This window comes from Binatus sp. (SeqCode) (assembly GCF_049584895.1).
Classification (GTDB): domain Bacteria; phylum Desulfobacterota; class Binatia; order Binatales; family Binataceae; genus Binatus.
This window is the reverse complement of sequence record NZ_JBAUYR010000135.1, coordinates 1-16,058: the sequence shown is the minus strand read 5'-3', so window position 1 is coordinate 16,058 and position 16,058 is coordinate 1. Positions and strand designations below refer to the sequence as shown.

The 16,058-nt window shown below is 60.6% G+C and carries 18 protein-coding genes, 1 tRNA gene and 1 pseudogene; 7 read left to right on the top strand and 13 right to left on the bottom strand.

Going from position 1 to position 16,058, the window contains the following annotated elements:
- Positions 1-622: 622 nt before the first annotated feature.
- Positions 623-913 (bottom strand): annotated as a pseudogene (locus WB650_RS22345) (YfhL family 4Fe-4S dicluster ferredoxin); the annotation flags it as partial.
- A gap of 319 nt (positions 914-1,232) precedes the next feature.
- Here WB650_RS22345 and WB650_RS22340 point away from each other — a divergent pair.
- The gene (locus tag WB650_RS22340; RefSeq protein ID WP_422292152.1) at positions 1,233-1,514 is read left to right on the top strand and encodes a hypothetical protein; all 282 of its coding nucleotides are present in this window, start codon (positions 1,233-1,235) and stop codon (positions 1,512-1,514) included.
- Positions 1,515-1,608: 94 nt separating this feature from the next.
- Here WB650_RS22340 and WB650_RS22335 read toward each other — a convergent pair whose 3' ends face one another.
- From WB650_RS22335 to WB650_RS22305, 7 genes are all read right to left on the bottom strand, one after another.
- Complete coding sequence (locus WB650_RS22335; protein WP_423962100.1) at positions 1,609-2,796, bottom strand: HEAT repeat domain-containing protein; 1,188 nt, start codon at positions 2,794-2,796, stop codon at positions 1,609-1,611.
- Positions 2,793-3,902 (bottom strand): HEAT repeat domain-containing protein, encoded by a 1,110-nt coding sequence (locus WB650_RS22330; protein ID WP_422303833.1) that lies wholly within the window; start codon positions 3,900-3,902, stop codon positions 2,793-2,795. The genes WB650_RS22335 and WB650_RS22330 overlap by 4 nt, the downstream gene beginning before the upstream one ends.
- A gap of 540 nt (positions 3,903-4,442) precedes the next feature.
- The gene (locus tag WB650_RS22325) at positions 4,443-5,615 is read right to left on the bottom strand and encodes a CaiB/BaiF CoA transferase family protein (protein ID WP_422292154.1); all 1,173 of its coding nucleotides are present in this window, start codon (positions 5,613-5,615) and stop codon (positions 4,443-4,445) included.
- A gap of 229 nt (positions 5,616-5,844) precedes the next feature.
- Positions 5,845-6,657 carry a hypothetical protein gene (locus WB650_RS22320; RefSeq protein ID WP_423962097.1) on the bottom strand — a complete coding sequence of 271 codons (813 nt, stop codon included), beginning with the start codon at positions 6,655-6,657 and terminating at the stop codon, positions 5,845-5,847.
- Between the two features lie 4 nt (positions 6,658-6,661).
- A complete protein-coding gene (locus WB650_RS22315) occupies positions 6,662-7,513 on the bottom strand; it encodes a carbon-nitrogen hydrolase family protein (protein WP_422303872.1) in 852 nt (283 codons plus the stop codon).
- A gap of 21 nt (positions 7,514-7,534) precedes the next feature.
- Positions 7,535-7,861 carry a rhodanese-like domain-containing protein gene (locus tag WB650_RS22310; protein WP_422303873.1) on the bottom strand — a complete coding sequence of 109 codons (327 nt, stop codon included), beginning with the start codon at positions 7,859-7,861 and terminating at the stop codon, positions 7,535-7,537.
- A gap of 15 nt (positions 7,862-7,876) precedes the next feature.
- Positions 7,877-8,389 (bottom strand): FxLYD domain-containing protein, encoded by a 513-nt coding sequence (locus tag WB650_RS22305; RefSeq protein ID WP_422303874.1) that lies wholly within the window; start codon positions 8,387-8,389, stop codon positions 7,877-7,879.
- Positions 8,390-8,450: 61 nt separating this feature from the next.
- Between WB650_RS22305 and tadA the strand changes: the two genes are divergently transcribed.
- Both tadA and WB650_RS22295 read left to right on the top strand, forming a co-directional pair.
- Positions 8,451-8,915, top strand: coding sequence for a tRNA adenosine(34) deaminase TadA (tadA, locus tag WB650_RS22300; RefSeq protein ID WP_422303875.1), 465 nt, complete (start codon positions 8,451-8,453; stop codon positions 8,913-8,915).
- Between the two features lie 15 nt (positions 8,916-8,930).
- The gene (locus WB650_RS22295; RefSeq protein WP_422303876.1) at positions 8,931-9,272 is read left to right on the top strand and encodes a DUF4236 domain-containing protein; all 342 of its coding nucleotides are present in this window, start codon (positions 8,931-8,933) and stop codon (positions 9,270-9,272) included.
- A 6-nt stretch (positions 9,273-9,278) separates the two neighbouring features.
- On the opposite strand, the gene WB650_RS22290 is transcribed toward WB650_RS22295, so the two are convergent.
- Positions 9,279-9,992 (bottom strand): zf-HC2 domain-containing protein, encoded by a 714-nt coding sequence (locus tag WB650_RS22290; protein ID WP_422303877.1) that lies wholly within the window; start codon positions 9,990-9,992, stop codon positions 9,279-9,281.
- Between the two features lie 83 nt (positions 9,993-10,075).
- Complete coding sequence (locus WB650_RS22285; RefSeq protein WP_423962094.1) at positions 10,076-10,852, bottom strand: N-acyl homoserine lactonase family protein; 777 nt, start codon at positions 10,850-10,852, stop codon at positions 10,076-10,078.
- A gap of 244 nt (positions 10,853-11,096) precedes the next feature.
- Between WB650_RS22285 and WB650_RS22280 the strand changes: the two genes are divergently transcribed.
- On the top strand, positions 11,097-12,227 hold the full coding sequence (locus tag WB650_RS22280; RefSeq protein WP_423962093.1) for an amidohydrolase family protein: 1,131 nt from the start codon (positions 11,097-11,099) through the stop codon (positions 12,225-12,227).
- A 34-nt stretch (positions 12,228-12,261) separates the two neighbouring features.
- Entirely contained in the window at positions 12,262-12,465 is a 204-nt protein-coding gene (locus tag WB650_RS22275) for a hypothetical protein (protein WP_422303023.1), read from the top strand.
- Between the two features lie 475 nt (positions 12,466-12,940).
- On the opposite strand, the gene WB650_RS22270 is transcribed toward WB650_RS22275, so the two are convergent.
- Complete coding sequence (locus tag WB650_RS22270; RefSeq protein WP_422303022.1) at positions 12,941-13,174, bottom strand: hypothetical protein; 234 nt, start codon at positions 13,172-13,174, stop codon at positions 12,941-12,943.
- 128 nt (positions 13,175-13,302) lie between these two features.
- Between WB650_RS22270 and WB650_RS22265 the strand changes: the two genes are divergently transcribed.
- A complete protein-coding gene (locus WB650_RS22265; RefSeq protein ID WP_422303021.1) occupies positions 13,303-13,443 on the top strand; it encodes a hypothetical protein in 141 nt (46 codons plus the stop codon).
- A gap of 29 nt (positions 13,444-13,472) precedes the next feature.
- Here the strand turns inward: WB650_RS22265 and WB650_RS22260 are convergent, their stop codons facing one another.
- Together WB650_RS22260 and WB650_RS22255 are read right to left on the bottom strand one after the other, a co-directional pair.
- Positions 13,473-14,825, bottom strand: a complete 1,353-nt coding sequence (locus tag WB650_RS22260; RefSeq protein ID WP_422303020.1) for an acetyl-CoA hydrolase/transferase family protein — start codon at positions 14,823-14,825, stop codon at positions 13,473-13,475.
- A 1-nt stretch (position 14,826) separates the two neighbouring features.
- A complete protein-coding gene (locus WB650_RS22255; RefSeq protein ID WP_422303019.1) occupies positions 14,827-15,819 on the bottom strand; it encodes a ferritin-like domain-containing protein in 993 nt (330 codons plus the stop codon).
- Positions 15,820-15,959: 140 nt separating this feature from the next.
- Here WB650_RS22255 and WB650_RS22250 point away from each other — a divergent pair.
- Positions 15,960-16,049 (top strand) — tRNA-Ser (locus tag WB650_RS22250).
- Positions 16,050-16,058 lie beyond the last annotated feature (9 nt).

Below are 16,058 nucleotides of genomic sequence, written 5' to 3'. Positions count from 1 at the left end.
TCACGCCCTCGCGCAGGCGCCACGCGGCCTCGCCCGCGGCAATCAATACGCCGAGCATGATCCATCCGCCGGTGCTTTGCGAAAAAAGCCGGTCGCCGCGCACAGCGACCGCGAACGCCGTCAGCAGAGCGGGATAAAGGATCAGGTTGAGGATCATGTTGAGCGCGGTCGAGCGCTGTCTCGAAAATCCTGCGGTGCTACCGACCGCATGCTCGAGGTCTGCCTTTACTCCGTCGGGCATCGCGCCGAGCACCGGCTCGCCGAGCCGAAACGCGACCATCACGGGCGCAGGCGCAGTGCGAATCGGTGACGCGTCAACTGATGCGAGCACGGTGTCGAAATCAGCATCGAGCTCGCCGGGAAAATGTTTCTCGCCGACCGGGCCGGGCAATGCGCCGATGTCTTTCGGCAGATGCATCATCGCAAGTCCCGCCGCCGCGACCGGTGCCGCCGGCGCGGCCGCTGCAGGAGCCGGTGCAGGCTTGGGTGCTGCGGCCGGGGCTGCCGCAGCTTTGGCCGCGACTGGCGCGCCATTGGTGGCCGCGTCCGCGCCACCCGCGGCGGGCGCGGGTGCTCCGCCCTCTTTGCGAAAGCGCGACGGCGCATCGTCGGGGAACGTAGTTTCGGGATGCAGTTCACGGGCGCGCTGGAGCAGGACGCCTTCGGTTTCGAGATTGGCAGGATCGGGGATGCAGCAATCGACCGGGCATACCGCGGCGCACGCTTCATGGTCGTGGAAGCCGACGCATTCGGTGCACTTCGACGGTACGATGTAATAAATATCTTGCGCGATTGCGGCGCCCGGCGTGCCGTTAAGTTCCCAAGGCACTCCGCCCGCATAAATCGCAGTGTTCGGACATTCGGGCTCGCACGCACCGCAGTTGATACATTCGCTCGTGATCGTCGTCGCCATCTCGCAACCGGACCTCGCTAGAAGCTGTTTTTTTCAGGAAAGCGCACCGCGCTTTATCGATTTGATCAACGTTGTTTGACCGACGCTTGAACGATAACTGCTGAAAGTTTTGTCTGTCAATCACGCTCGATTCAAGTCTGCTAATAGTGTAGCGCGCGCAATGTTCCGAACAGAACCCTTGCGGTTCTGTTGCCTTGCGTTCGTAAACAGGTTTTGTAACTATTGGCGGGATTACTCGTCCCGCCCTGCCTTTTCGGATCGGTTTAATTGTGCGGCGGGACCGGCTGTTTGACCTGAACCACTGGAGGATAGAGTTCGCATGAAGACAACCCTGAAGGTACTAGGTGTCGTGGCCGTGACAGCGCTCGTTGCCGCGTGCGGCCCTGACATGAAGACAATCAACAACGCCACTGACCGCGCGCAGGCGGATGCGACCAAGGCGGAAGCCTCGGCCAACGCGGCGGAAGCTTCGGCCAATCAGGCTGCGCAAGCCGCTGCCCAGTCCGACGCTGCAGCCAGCCAGGCTGAGGACGCGGTCCGCCGCGCGAACGACGCAGTATCGCGCCTCGAAGCGGCCTTCTCGACGTCAGTGACGAAGTAACCGACTCTACTCGGTTAGACAGCAGTTAGGTTAAAGCGGTGGCGAAAGGAGCAAAGCTCCATTCGCCACCGCTTAGTCTTGTCCGCCGCAAACGCTAGTTGTCCGACCTCCGCACGCGCTTGGCGGTATCGACGACCATCTTCCAGTTCGCGACCCAATCTTTTTTCTGCGCGTCGTAGTGCATTTCCTTGACGATTTTATAAGTGCCGTTCACGTCGAATGGACCCACGCAGGCATGGCATGCTGCTTCGTTCGGCCAAACCGGGAAGCCGAACTCCAGGTCGTTGTCCTTGAAAGCATCGCCAAGCGCACCATTCCAAACAGTCTCGCCGTTCCGTAGTTGCTTCGAGTCCTCCTCGGCATCTGCAATCTTGACGGGCCGCAGTCCGTCGTGGTCGAGCACAAAGACGTTGTCATCGATACCTTCGCCGTCTCCCCAAGTGCGGTGCAATGGCAGGTTGAGAAATAGAGCCGTCACGTAGCGATCCTTGCCCTGACCAGTCACCGTCACCTTGGACGAGAAGACCTCGGGCTTTTCGAAATGATTCTCGCTGCTCGTTTCCTGGACAAACAGCCGCTGATACTTGTCGTCGCCGATTTTCTTCCAGACCGCCAGGCGATCGACCCCTTCATTGGCGGCATCGACCGTCGCGAGGAATTCGCCAATCGGCACTGAATACTTCAGCTCCGTCGGATACTGATGGTTTTCGTCGGGCGGGATCGCGGCGACGATTTCCGCCTTGGTGTAAATGCGCGCGTCCGGTGCGGCCGTGCCAGCTACGAACGAAGCGAGGTCGTGATCCGTCGTTGCCGGATCGTCAATATCGAGGTTCTCGTCTATTTGCTTATCTTCGATGACGGCGCTCGCGTCCACCTTGCTGCCATCGAGCGCAGCCTGCGCTGCGGTCCTGACAATCTCGCTCTTGTCATTGAGCGCGAGCTTCAGCGCATGCCGAGCCTCGTCCGGCATCAGCTTGATTCCGCCGAGCGCCTGGACGGCCCATGCACGCTGGTAGAGATGCGTGCTCTTCAACGCTGTGATCAATGGGGGAACGGCGCCGGTGCCCAGCTTGCTGAGCGCCTCGCTGGCGGCGTCGCGGACGGCGTCGGAGTCGTTATTCAACGCGTCTATCAACGCCGAAATCGCGCGAGGATTGCCTGGCCCCAACGCGCCCAGCGCGTTGAGTGCGGCGATTCGCACGTCATCGACCTTGTCGGTGCTCGCGACGTGCGCCAATTCCGGGATCGCGTCAGCGCCGTCAACGTGCGCGAGCGCGATCACAGCCGCATTGCGGTCAGGGCCTTGTCGTCCGAATTTTCCGAATCAAGATCGGTAGCAATCAGATGCACGAGCGCAGGGGCGGCAGGCTTCGCGCGACTCCCAAGGTTGGTCAGGGCTTTGAATGCATTAGCCCTGTCTTCCGGATGGTTCGGGTCGTTGAGCGTCAACATTACGCCAGGCAGAATTCCCTCCTGACTCGGGTCGATGCTCGCCAGCGCGAGAGATGCTTGTTCGATGGTATCGGTATCAGTGCTCTTGAGTGCGATCGCCAGATCCGGCACTGCATCTTTGGCAGCGGGCCCGCAACTTTCCAAAAATGCCATAGCCCGAAGGCGTACCCCCTTGTCGGGATCCTTGAGGCTCCGGATTACATCGGGCATAGCCACCTTGCCGGCTTGTCCCATGGCACCGAAAAAATATACGGCCGACCAGCGTACGCTCGGATTGTGATCTTTGAACATCGGCGGCACGTAAGGTATCGCGCCTTTGGCCGGCGGTCCGATTCCGGCCAGGCCTTGAATGGTTTGGGCACGCTGATCCGGCTCAAGACTGTTCAAGACTTTCGCGATGTCCAGCACAGCGCCGCTGAGGGTGAGGCCATACCTGTTCAGCGCAGAGGGCGGTTCGACGTAGTCGTTGGGAGCGTTGGGATTGCCATACCTTTCCAGAAGCCAGGACAGGGCCATGGCGCTGCCGCCGCGGATCCTTGGTTTGCTGTCGTTGAGGCTACGCACCAGCAAGGGTGCAATCGGGGCGCCGACTTTGTCGGGGAGAAAACCTGCGATTCTTGGGGGGATCTCATAGTGAGTATTCGCCATCGCGGTGATCACCGCCGGCCATGCTGCCGGCGAATCGTGTGCGAGTCCCAACAAGGTGTCAGCCGCAAGCTGTCTCACGGATTCGTCATTGTCGTCGAGCGCGACGAGCAGCTGTGGGAGCACTTGCGTGCCCGCATTCTGCAGCGCTTGAACCACGTATCCGGTGTTGCACCTTGGCGGTTCAGAGCCGGGAGGTGCGTTCAGATCGACGCCATTTGCGGTTGAAAGGCCTCTACAGGCATTCAGCAGGGCTGGCACGAGAAGCATCGGCAGCGGCTTGATGGCCAACGCGGCTTTTTCCGCTTTTTCGCGATCGGCGGGGTCGGAGCTTTGCAGGTCCTTAATAATTTCGGCGGTGCTCGGAGGCGGCCGCGATTGAGCGTCGCGCGTCTGTGCGAGGACGGAAGGCGATGCGCAAAGCGCTATGAGCAAAAGCAGGATCGCGACATAAGTTGCGGATGGATTCTTCACGGCTCAGGGTGCGACCCCTTCGAGGTAACTACATGTTTACTGCGCAACTCGAATGCATGAATAGGTGTACGCGCGTGGGGACTAATGGATACGGATACACCGAATATCCAGAGATTAAGTCCCTATCCCGCCGCCCGCGGACGCGCGTCGGCGGGTCTTCCCCACTGGGGGCGAGGCGAAGAAAGAGCCGGGATTCTTCGCTTCGCTCTGAATGACACACGAAAAAGAACCACAGAGCAAAATGGCGTCCTCGCCATTTTGCGATTAATACTGGGTGCAGGGGTCACCCCTGCCCAAGGAAGCGTGAAACCCACGGCGGGTTTCACATTACAATTAAGTTCTTTCTCTCTTCTCCGCCTAGACGATCACTTTCGCGGCGCGCAGTTCATCTACCTGGCTGCGCTCGATTCCGGCTTCGCGCAGAACTTCGTCGGTATGCTCGCCGAGTTTGGGCGGGACGCGCCACATCTTCATCGGGGTTTCCGAGAAGCGTGCGCCGGGACTCACGGTGCGCACCTGGCCTGCGCTGGGATGGTCGTAAACCGAGAAGCTTTCGTTCTCGACGATTTCCGGATCCTGCAGGAGAGTTTCGTAGTTGTGGACCGGGCCGCATGGGATGTCGGCAGCCTCGAGCACCGGAAGCCATTCGGCGGTGTTCTTTTCAGGAAACAGCTTCGCAAGGCCGCGCATGAAATTGCGTCCGCGCTCGGCGCGATCTGTTGTCTCAGGCCAAAACTCAGGATGCCCTACCGCCTCGGCCAGCCGCTTTGACTGCGCGTCGGTGAACGGCGCGATCGTGAGCCATCCGTCCTTCGTCTTGAAAGGATCGAGCGTGGTGCTCTTGGGCGCCAGATGCTTGAACTCGTCCTCCGGCAGCAGCGTGTAGCCGTAAATCGAATCGTTGGCGGTGAACGCCATCATCGCCTCGAGCATCGGAACCTTGATGTACTGACCGACGCCGCGGGCGCGCGCCGCATGCAATGCGCTCACGACGGCGAGCGCCGCGGTCATCCCGCTCACTTTATCCGCCAGCGCCATCTTGACCGCGGTCGGCTGGCCCGCTTTGAGGCCCTGAACATACGCCATGCCGGAGTAGCCCTGGATGACGGGGTCGTAGGCGGGAAAATTCGCGAGGCGGCCCTTCGGCGGGAAGCCGCAGATCGAGCAGTAGACGACCTTGGGATTGGCGCGGCGAATGTCGGCATAGCCGATGCCGAGGCGGTCGGCGACGCCGGGGCGATTGTTCTCGACCATAGCATCGGCCTTCACTGCGAGGCGGCGGACGAGGTCGCGGCCGTGCTCCTTTTTGATATCGATCACAATGCTGCGTTTGTTGCGGTTGAAGTTCAGGAAGGCCGCGGTCAGGCCGCCACGCTGCGGACCGACGTTGCGGCGCATCGAGTCGCCTTCGGGCGGTTCGATCTTGATAACGTCGGCGCCGAGGTCGCCGAGCAACTGCGTGCAGAATGGCCCCGAAATTACGGCGGTCAGATCGAGGACGCGAAAGCCAACCAGCGGTCCATCAGCCATAGCGAAAATCCTTCAAGCGCGCGCGTTTGGGCGTAAGAGATACTAACCGTGATAGAGCGAGGAGTCACGAACCGCAGGTCTGTCGATGCGACAGTGCTTAACCCGCGCACGCATGCGGCGTCAAGGTGAAGACGCTTTTCTATCTTGTTCCCCTTCCCGAGCGGGAACGGGAACCGGATTTGAAGGCGACGGAACGGAGCCGGATAAAAAGCGACAGTAGGTCGCGGCCTCAATTCGTGGGCGCCTTCGGGACACTCATGCCGAAGGCTACTTTCAGGTCGTCGCCGTTGAACGGGTAGACGTGGACCATCCAGCCGAATGCCTGCTTGAGCAGGTGGCCGCCGGCGGCTTCGCAGGTCGAGGCGTCGGAGATTTTGCCGGTGAAACCGAAGCGCCCGTCGGCCAGGAAACCTAACTGTTGATTGATTGCGGGCGCGGCCGCGCTTGACGACACCGGGAGCATGCCCGGCTCATCGATACGCGACGCGCCTACGTCGCCGCGCAGGACGTCGTTGAGCGTGATGCCGTTCGGCAGGCAGATGTTGGTGTGAGCGTGCCAGTGCGCGACGCTCAGCGGGATGAGCGTGTCGAGCTCGTCGGGAGTGGCGTCGGCGGGCGCGCTATACATCGCGCCGATCAGGACGTAGTCACCGGCGGAATTTTTGACGTAGAGCAGGGAGCCGGGAAATCTCGGATCGAAATGACCCATATATTCCTGCTGCGCGGCGGAGTAGTCGGTAAAATGGTAAACCTCCTGCGGAACGGTCGGCAGAAAAATCTGGTAGCCCTCGGCCAACGCCACCCGCGAGTCGCGGTACTTGGCGAGCGCGCGGCGCAGCGTGTCAATCACGTCATGCGCGCGTTCGACGTCCTGCGGCGTTTGCGGACGCGACTGCGTCACCGTCATGTGCGGACCCGTGCACATCCGAATGCCCATCGAGTTGGGCGAATTGTCGCCCTCGAGATCGCCCAGGTCGTGAGCGAACGCAGGTGCACTGATCGAAAGAGCGAGTGCGGCGGTTAGGATTGCGAGCTGGTTCATGCTGTCACTCCCCCTTTAAACGCGCGTGTTTCAAGGCCGGCAGCTCGCGCCGCACACGGTCCTGGTATTCGAGATCGATTGGCGCGACGACGACACCTTCCTGGTCCGCGGCGCGCGCGAGCACGCGTCCCCATGGATCGACGATCATCGAATTGCCGTAATTGCTGTAGCCGTAGATATTCGGACCGAACTGCGCGGGTGCGATTACGTACGCTTGATTCTCGATCGCGCGGGCACGAATCAGCGGCTCCCAATGCGCCTCACCGGTAGGGAATGTGAACGCGCTCGGCACCGACAGAATTTGCGCGCCGGCAAAAGTCAGCCGGCGATAGAGTTCCGGGAAGCGCAGGTCGTAACAGATACTGAGTCCGATCGCGCCGAGCAGAGTTGCTGCTGTGACGACGTCGGCGCCGGCGAGCTTCGCGTCGGATTCGCGCACCGTCACGCGGCCCGGAAGATCGACGTCGAACAGATGAATCTTGCGATACACCGCGATTTGCTTGCCGTCAGGGCCAATCAGCACCGACGCGTTGTAGCCTCGCGCGTCGCCGGCGACCTGCTCGGTGATCGATCCCGCGACGATATGGATTTGCAGCTCACGCGCCAGCCGCGACATCAGCGTCAGCGATTGACCATCGAGCGTCTCGGCCGCGGCCGCCTGCTCGTTACGCTTGCCGCGCCAGTTGAAGACCTCAGGCAGCGCGACCAGGTTCGCACCGCGCGCCGCACCGACACGGACGAGGCGTTCGGCGCGCTCGAGGTTGGCCACCTTGTCGGGACCGGCGTTCATCTGGATTGCGGCTGCCAGGTAAGTCATTTCGAGATTTCCACCCGCGGCGAGATTTCTATTCGGCATTATTGCGCGATGGCCCGCGCGTTAGTAGCGCGGCGTCGACGGGTCCGCGTCCTCCGACCACGCGTCGATTCCGCCCGAAAGATTCAGCACGTGCTCGAAACCCATCCGCGCCAGGTACATCGCGACCTGCGCGCTGCGGACGCCGTGATGGCATACGACGACGGTCTCGCGATCAGGATCGAGCTCGGTCAGGCGTGACGGGATGTCGCCCATCGGGATATGACTCGCGCCGGGAAACGGCGCCAGGAAAATTTCGAAAGCTTCGCGCACGTCGAGGACAAATACATTCTCGCCCCGATCGAGGCGGGCCTTGAGCGCGGTCGGTTCGATTGCGCCGATGTCAGGCATCAGCCGGACACCGCGCTACTGTTTGATGTCGTTCGAAAACAGCTCGACCTTCGAGAATACCGGCAGCTCGGTGCATGAAATCGAAAAACCGAAGGTGTCGCTCTGGCCCGGCATGATCGGGTCGTAGTGCGGTTTCTCGTTCAGAATTTTCTGGATGTATGGATCGTCCGCCAGGCTTTCGGCATGGTGGTTGTAAAGGCTCTCGCCGTGAAGGATTTTGCCGTTCTTGTCCTCGAACGCAAAGTGCAGGCGGACGTAATCGATCGGCTTGTCGCTGGTGTTGGTGATTTTACCCGCGACGACGAGGTTCGGCGGCATGCAGCACGAATGCATAATCACGTCGCGCGTGACTACAACCTGGAGCTGGTCGTTAGGAACGACCTGAGTCTTGGGATGATCGTAGCGACGATGCATGTCGGCTTCCGCCGCGGCATCCTCGCTATCCTTTATATTCACGCGAGTACCGGCGAAAGCGGTGCTGGCCGCAGCGAAGGCTACAAGAATCGCGATGGTAATTAGTTTTTTCATGCCGCCGACTCCCATCGCCGATCTTGGTGCGAGGCCTCGCCAATGTCAATCTGCTAAATGGATGAAAACCGCCGAACACTTGCCGTTGATGGCCGAGGCTATGGCAGAAGCCCGTCGCGCCGCGGCGGAGGGCGAAGTCCCGGTTGGCGCGGTCGCGGTGGCGCACGGGCAAATCGTCGGCGCGGGACACAACCAGCCAATTGGGCTCGGCGACCCGACGGCGCATGCGGAAATCCTGGCAATTCGCGCGGCCGCGTCGACGCTCAAAACCTACCGGCTGACGACGCTGTCTCTATACGTCACGCTCGAGCCGTGCGTGATGTGCGTCGGTGCGATGCTGAATGCGAGAATCGCGCGAATCGTTTACGGTGCGCGCGACGACAAGGCGGGTGCGCTCGGCTCAGTGTACGATATCGGTCGCGACGGCCGCTTGAACCATCGATTCGAAGTGATCGGCGGCGTGATGGAGTCCGAGTGCGCGGAGTTGATGCGCGAATTTTTTCGCGCACGCCGCGGCGGGGAGTAGGGAAGGAGGCGGGCGATGGGGAACTTCAGATTTTATCGGCGCGTGTCGATCTTTCCGGGACTGTCCGTCAACCTATCGAAGTCAGGTCCGAGCCTGACAGTCGGGATGCGCGGCGCGCACGTGACTGTCGGCAGCAAGGGAATTCGCAAGACGATCGGAATCCCCGGCACCGGCATCTACTATACCTCGCACAGCGGATACTATTCGGGGGCGCATTCGGCGCACGTCGAGCAGCCGATTTCGGATAGCCGGCAGACGACCGCGCACTCGATCGCCCAGATGATCATGTTGATGTGCCTCATCGGCGCCGTGGCGTTTGCGATCGCGATTGTCGGCTCGGTCGCCGGCGGTAAGTGATCGACTTTACGAGGCTTGCCGAGTGCGAGCCGCGACGTTGGACGCTGTGGTCCGGCTGATATGAATAGTCGGGCTAATCCGAATGAGCAGGGTGCCCGCGCCGTACTTTTCTCCGCCGACGGCAAAAGTGTCGCCGCTCTCGAGATTCAGGTTGGCCGTCATCGTAGGCCGTTTGCCGTCGAACAGGACGACCTCCATCGCGATCATGCCGCCGTCGATTGCGCGCGGCTGGACGTGTAGAGTCTTCCCGCCCGGCAGGCTGAAAACGATCATTTTGCCCGATTGCGTACGCCCGTTGGTGTGACTGAAAGGACCCGACGCCGCATCGCCGATGAAAGCCGAATCGACTTGCACATCGACCAATCGGATTGGCGCAACCGCGGCCGGCGGAGCGGGTTGCCTGCTGGCGACGGTCTGCGGATGAGGGCGCACGAGATTTACGATGCCGGTGCGGACGATCCCGGCTTGTAGCGCCAGCACCAGAATCGCGACAGCGACAATCTTTGCGATTATATCGAGGACGGATTTGGTGAACCCCTCGAGCGACGGCATCACCGTCATCGCTCGGAGTTCGTGCCCGATCTTCGAGTAGTCGGAAAGTTCGCCGGTGCACGAGGGGCACTGCTCAAGATGATGCGTAACCTCGCGCAGGTCGCGCGGCTCCAGTTCACCGTCCCCGGCCGCGCTGAGCATCGACCCTATTTCACTGCATTGAGCCATCTGACCGTATGCGGCCGCCTAGTCCAATAGACGTGCTCAGGGCATCGAAATTCAACAGTAGTTACGTCAAAAAAGCTAGAGCGTCAGGCCTGCCGCACTGCTGCGAGGCGGTTGGGCGCCTGCGGGATGGTCTTCCACAGAGCCGGGTCGTGACCCGTGATGATCATCGCGCCGCCGTCGCGGAGCGCGCGCAGCCGCCGTATCGACTCGAGCATCTGATCGCGATCGTACATCGCCGTCGGCAGATGGAAGTTGTCGAGCGTACGCTGCAGGTAGCATGCGTCGCCGGTCATTACGACTTCGCCATTGCCGATTCGGACGCGGATCGACTGATGCCCCGGCGTGTGGCCGTGAGTCGGGATGCATACGACTGAGCCGTCGCCGAAGACGTCGTGCTCGCCGTCGACCATTTTCACTTTGTGCCCGTGGTCGTAATCGTGCGGATCGTAATAGACGCTGTCGATCAGCTCGGCATTGTGGCCGGCCTCCCATTCGCGGCGCTGAATCAGCAGGGTCTCGTTGGGTAATTGCTCGTTGCCGCCGCAGTGATCGAAATGGAGATGCGAGTTGATGATGAAATCGATCTTTGACGGCGCCACGTCAAGTGATTCGAGACGCGCCGCGATCTCCTCGCCCGGTTTGAATCCCACCGTATGAAACGACGAGAGCCGTCCCAGCCGGCGATCCGGATCGGTTTGCGTATCGACGTGCAGGCCACTGTCGAAGATCGCGCGCCCCTTAGGATGCTCGATCAGATATGAAGGCACGGGCACGGTGAGGCTGCCCTTTTCGCCCGCGAGCAGCAGCGCGGCCGGAAGCGTGAGCCACCCGCACGTGAACGCATAGACGTTGAGCGACATCGGATATAACCCTTTTTTCAGCGAATCAGCTTTTGCGTTGACAATCGGCTGAAATTTCCCTTGCTGCTCGCGATGTTAAGTTCCTTTTTTTCAGTGAATCAACTTTTGCGTTGACGATCGGCCGAAATTTCCCTTGCTGCTCGCGATGTTAAGTTCCTTACACCAAACCGCGGCGCCGCGCGATCAGCCTCCGGTACCGCGGGACGGTTCTTTCGGCGCCCGTCAGCATGTTACATTTTGGGAAATGGACGCTACGGATTCGATTGTCATCGATTGCGATTCGCATGTGATGGAGCCGCCTGACCTCTGGCAGAAATACCTTGAGCCCAAATTCCGCGACCGCGCCATCCGCATCGACAAGGATCCGGTTGACGGGCTGGAGGTCCTGATGGTCGACAATCAGCCGCTCCTGAAGGGGATGCTGGCGGGATTGGGCGGCGCAAATCAACCGCGCCAGGAACTCTTTGTGCCGGGCCGGCTGGGTTACCTCGACGGATGCCCGCCCGCGAGCTACCTACCCGCGGCTCGGGTAAAACTGCTCGACCAATGGGGCGTGAACGCCGGCGTGCTGTTCCCCACCGTCGGGATTCTGTGGGACGTCGCGGACCACGAGCTCGCGGCGGCTTACGCGCGCGCCTACAACAACTGGATCAACGACTTCGCGACTCCTGTGCGCAGCCGCGTGATTCCGATCGCGCATATCGCGTTGCAGGACGTGGATTCGGCGCTGGTCGAGCTCAAGCGATGTATAAAGCTGGGCTTCAAGGGGATTTTTCTCGCGCCGGAAAATGTCGGCGGACGGCGCTTCTCGCATCCCGACTTCGATCCGATTTGGCGCGAGTGCGAGGACGCCGGTATCCCCGCTTGCCTGCATGTGATCGTGCGCTTCAACCGCGCGCCCGGAATTATCGGACAGTTCTACCAGCCCGGCGAGTTTCGCACCGTGTTCGGATTCGCGCTCGGCGGATTCGCGCAGGTGGTGCCGGCCGCGATGACGATGGTGGCCGACGGCTTGTTCGATCGCTTCCCGCGCCTCAAGGTCCTCTGCGTCGAGGCCGGATGCGGATGGGCGCCCTACATCATGGATCGCATGGATCAGAAGTATGAGCTGCTCGGCTGGACCTATCCGACCAAATTGAAACCGTCGGACTACTTCCGCCGCAACATCTGGGTGGTCGCGGAGCCTGAGGAGCGCACCATCGGCGCGGTGATGGATCTACTCGGCGAGGATCGCGTGCTATGGGGATCGGATTTCCCGCACGTCGATTCCAACCTCGAAGCGCCGCATCAGATTCGAAATTCAATCTCGAATCTGAGCCCAGCCCGCCAGCGCAAACTGCTCGGCGAGAACGCCCGAATCGTGTTCCCCGCCTAGTTCATGCTATCTTGCGGAGATTGGTGCCAACCCGATGCCCAGTGAAAAGGCCAAGCAGAACAAAGCACTGACTGCGACTTGCATCGCATGCAACAAGCCAGTGTCGACGGAAGTAGCTGTCGCCCTAACGGGCATCGAAGACGGGCATCACAAGCAGTTCACGGTCTGCAACAAATGCGCAAACGCCGGATGGCGCCCCCCCGGCTTCGTCGGCATGCTGTCCTTCCGCCGCGAGTAGCGAAAATACTGCGGGATGACCTTTTCAACCTGACCCAGAAGTAGGTAGCGTCCCAGTTTGAAATTCTCGTTCAAGGCCAAGTCAGATGACCGGTGACAAGCTCCAAACAGTACAGACCCAAATAGCAATAGGCCGAAAGGTTAAGCACAGCATACATCGAAAACGCCGTTCTCTCTCCACGCCTCCGGACCACGAGAACGATATGCCAAATCGCCAGTAAGGGAAGGCCGAGCAATATAGGCTCTGCCATCCAACTGTCGTTGTGCTGCCACGGAGAATATACCTCGCTGACGAGCAGTATGATGAGCGTGAAAAGCGATGGGGCGATGTCCGTAGACAATCGCCTTCCGCTTACGCTGACTTCTCTTGAGCTTCCCATTCGTCCACGATTCCAATCAAATCGTCAAAGAAACCCTCCCCATCTGTGCGATGAACTTTTTCAACCTGACCCAGAAATCGGACCAGGCCGGACCGCCTACTTTCCCTTGAGCCGCAGATCATCGCTGGCAATGCACGTGGATGGAATCGGGGGACGCTCATATAAAAAACCCTGATGCGCTGCCTGAGTCTTCTTACAGGCGACCTCGGAGTCGAAAATACCTGTCACTTTCCACTGCGAAAGTGGCGTGTAGTAGGCGGTAGCGAGTCGTCCGGGCGGCACCATCAAATACCAGCCCACCAGCGCGAGCGCTGTATGGCGAAGCTTCATGGCTCTTCTTGACTCGCCTCGATACATCCACGATTTCAATCAAATCGTCAAACGAAACCAGTCTTTCAGTCACGCAGCTCCCATCGCGGGCGTCACGCGCCCCGGGGCTCGTCCGAACGCCTGCCTGGTTGGATGAATTTTTCAGCCTGACCCACCCGAACGTCGACGATCGCCGCATGGTCTTCGATCCCACCAACGTGAAGAACGGGATCGATCTCTCCGCCGACCCGGTTCTACTGGCTCGCTCGACCGCCTACTCGATCTCGTAAGATCGCCGCAGCAAGGGAGAGTGAGCCGCTCAGACTTTGTACAGGTGCCTTGCTTCGGTGCGCAGTTCCGATCTGAAGTCTGGATGCGCGATCGACACCAGCTCGTCGATGCGCTGGCGGATCGATTTGCCTTTCAGCGTCGCGATGCCGTATTCGGTCACCACGTGATGAACGAAGCCGCGGGGCGACGTCACCACGCTGCCCGCGTCGAGCATCGGAACGATCCGCGAGATTCGCTTGCCCTGCACCATCGAGCTCGACGGCACTACGATCACGGTCTTGCCGCCCGCCAGGCAAGCCGCCACCACGAACGCGGTTTGGCCGCCGGTGCCGGTGTACATCAGCGGTCCGATCGATTCGCCGTTGGTCTGCCCGGTGAGATCAACCGCCATCGCATTGTTGACCGAGATGAGGCCTTCTTCCTGCGCGACGAAGCGGATGTCGTCGGTGGTGTTGAAGTCGTAGAGCGCGAACGCGGGATTGCCGTCGATGTAATCCAGCTCCTCGCGCGGCGTCAACGGCGCAAACCCGGCGCCGACCACCAATCCCGGAAACAGTTTCTTGTGCTTGCCGGTCAGCACGCCCGCTTGAACCAGTTGCGCCGTGTGCAGCGGAATGATCTCGGTCTGCATCCCGAGCTCATGATGATTGAGCAGATGCTTGCACAGCATCCCGGACATCGATCCGACGCCGATTTGGATGGTGGCGCGGTCAGGGATCAGTTCCTTGGCGACCGTTCCGCAGACCGTCGCGATATTTCGCGCTTCCTCTTCGCCGGGCTGCGGCAAATTGATCTCCGGCAGCTCCGTTGTGCGCTCGACGAAATAATTGATTTCCGAAATATGAATCGAGTTATCGCCGCCGACTCGAATCGAGTTCTTGTCAATTTCCGCGATCACCAGATTTGCATTGCGCGCGAGCAGCTTCGACATGATCTGCGCTTCGCCGAAGTTGCAGTAGCCATGCTCGTCGGGCGGCGACACGGTCATCAGGTACACGTTGAAGTTGTCGAGCGCGGGAGGCAGATGCCCGGCACGGTAATACACGATCGGGGTGAAGTCGGCGGCGCCGCGATGGTAAATCGCGCGGTCGTACGGCGAGAGATACATCGATTCGAGGTGGAAGCGCTCGCCCAGCCCCGGCAAATCCCAGTTCATCACGGCGGCGCCGTGATTGACGACGACGTTTTCCAATTCCATCAGGCGTCCCGCGAGCGCGGGGCAGAGCTCGAACGGCGTCTGTTGCGCAATCGAAAGACAGACGCGGTCGCCCGATTTGATATGCGAAACCGCCTCGTCCGCGGCGACCAGTTTGGCGCCCAGTTGCAGGCGCCAATCGTGCCCGTTCACGCGGTCGCGATTGCGACTCGGTGCGGTCGCCATCTCAGGCGGCAGCGGCGAGCGTGGTGTTGATTCCCATCTCGCGCATGAAGGCCGACGTGCGATCGTTCAGCAGCCCGACCTTCTGCATGTTGCTGACTACGGTCTGATGCATCTCGCGGCGGAACAGTTTGCGAAACAGCGCGTACTCGCTGCCGAGCGCGATTTCCTTGCGCGCCTGGCGGATCGCTTCGATATCGGCTGCGCTCATGCCCATCGCTTCGTAAGCTTCGCGCGGGAACTGCCCGGTCATCACGAGCACCAGAGCTTCGCGCGTGAAATCCTCGAGCTCGTGCAGATCACCGGCGTTGAGGCCGCGAATCTCGTCGGGCAGGCTCAGGATCGAAAATCCCATGTGCCGCGATTCATCGGCGAGGATTCGTTTGCAGATTCCGCGCAGCAGCGGATCCTTCGCCGTTTCCACCAGCATCCGGAACAGCGACACGGCGAAGGTCTCGGCCAGAAGTTGCAGGCCGACGGTTTTGATAAACCATTTACCGTTGCCGAGGATGTAGTCGAAGAGCTTCTTGATGTTGCCGGTCATCGGATAAATCTTGCCGTCACACTTCTCGAGCAGGTAGCGGCTGAGCACTTCGGCATGGCGCGCTTCGTCGACGACCTGCGTCGCCTGGAAGAACTTCGCGTCGTTGCCCGGCACCATGTCGACCAGCTGGCTGCACGCGAGCATCGCGCCTTCCTCGCCGTGGAGCAGTTGCGAAAGCCGCCAGCATGAGAACTCGACGTTGAGGCGCTGGAACTCGCGCGGCTCGAGCCGGTCGAGCGTGGGAGTGCCGTGGCCATCGACCAGCTCGTCGGCAAAGATGCCGCGCTCGAGGTCGACGTTGGAGGTCCAGTCGACGTCGGTCGACGCGTTCCACTGATCGCGCTTGGCATTCTCGTAGAGCCGGCGCAAATCGGGCGCCTCGACTGCGTAGTAGCGCTGGAAGGTGGTATCGAAAGAAGTCGGGATTCGGTGGGCAATTGAATTCGATGGCATAAAAAAGGGCTCCTCGGCTCGCTCGCGAATCTAATCAACGCTAGCAAATTCCGATATGATCGGAAAATCGTCAGCACAGCAGTCATCGTCCCGGTTTCAGCTTGACTGCGCAGGAGCAAACATCGATGCTCGTCTGTCGCGGAGAGGTTCGGGAGTTTGGTTTAACCGGCCTGACTCGAAATCAGGTGAGCCTAACGGCTCCGGGGGTTCGAATCCCTCCCTCTCCGCCACCCAGTCTT

What these genes read in the sequence shown, in the direction of transcription:
- WB650_RS22270 (WP_422303022.1), bottom strand. Translation starts at nt 13,174, where the DNA reads ATGAAGCTTCGCCATACAGCGCTCGCGCTGGTGGGCTGGTATTTGATG.
- WB650_RS22255 (WP_422303019.1), bottom strand. Translation starts at nt 15,819, where the DNA reads ATGCCATCGAATTCAATTGCCCACCGAATCCCGACTTCTTTCGATACC.
- WB650_RS22295 (WP_422303876.1), top strand. Translation starts at nt 8,931, where the DNA reads ATGGGGAACTTCAGATTTTATCGGCGCGTGTCGATCTTTCCGGGACTG.
- WB650_RS22340 (WP_422292152.1), top strand. Translation starts at nt 1,233, where the DNA reads ATGAAGACAACCCTGAAGGTACTAGGTGTCGTGGCCGTGACAGCGCTC.
- WB650_RS22325 (WP_422292154.1), bottom strand. Translation starts at nt 5,615, where the DNA reads ATGGCTGATGGACCGCTGGTTGGCTTTCGCGTCCTCGATCTGACCGCC.
- WB650_RS22280 (WP_423962093.1), top strand. Translation starts at nt 11,097, where the DNA reads ATGGACGCTACGGATTCGATTGTCATCGATTGCGATTCGCATGTGATG.
- WB650_RS22275 (WP_422303023.1), top strand. Translation starts at nt 12,262, where the DNA reads ATGCCCAGTGAAAAGGCCAAGCAGAACAAAGCACTGACTGCGACTTGC.
- WB650_RS22305 (WP_422303874.1), bottom strand. Translation starts at nt 8,389, where the DNA reads ATGAAAAAACTAATTACCATCGCGATTCTTGTAGCCTTCGCTGCGGCC.
- WB650_RS22310 (WP_422303873.1), bottom strand. Translation starts at nt 7,861, where the DNA reads ATGCCTGACATCGGCGCAATCGAACCGACCGCGCTCAAGGCCCGCCTC.
- WB650_RS22320 (WP_423962097.1), bottom strand. Translation starts at nt 6,657, where the DNA reads ATGAACCAGCTCGCAATCCTAACCGCCGCACTCGCTCTTTCGATCAGT.
- WB650_RS22285 (WP_423962094.1), bottom strand. Translation starts at nt 10,852, where the DNA reads ATGTCGCTCAACGTCTATGCGTTCACGTGCGGGTGGCTCACGCTTCCG.
- WB650_RS22260 (WP_422303020.1), bottom strand. Translation starts at nt 14,825, where the DNA reads ATGGCGACCGCACCGAGTCGCAATCGCGACCGCGTGAACGGGCACGAT.
- tadA (WP_422303875.1), top strand. Translation starts at nt 8,451, where the DNA reads ATGAAAACCGCCGAACACTTGCCGTTGATGGCCGAGGCTATGGCAGAA.
- WB650_RS22315 (WP_422303872.1), bottom strand. Translation starts at nt 7,513, where the DNA reads ATGCCGAATAGAAATCTCGCCGCGGGTGGAAATCTCGAAATGACTTAC.
- WB650_RS22290 (WP_422303877.1), bottom strand. Translation starts at nt 9,992, where the DNA reads ATGGCTCAATGCAGTGAAATAGGGTCGATGCTCAGCGCGGCCGGGGAC.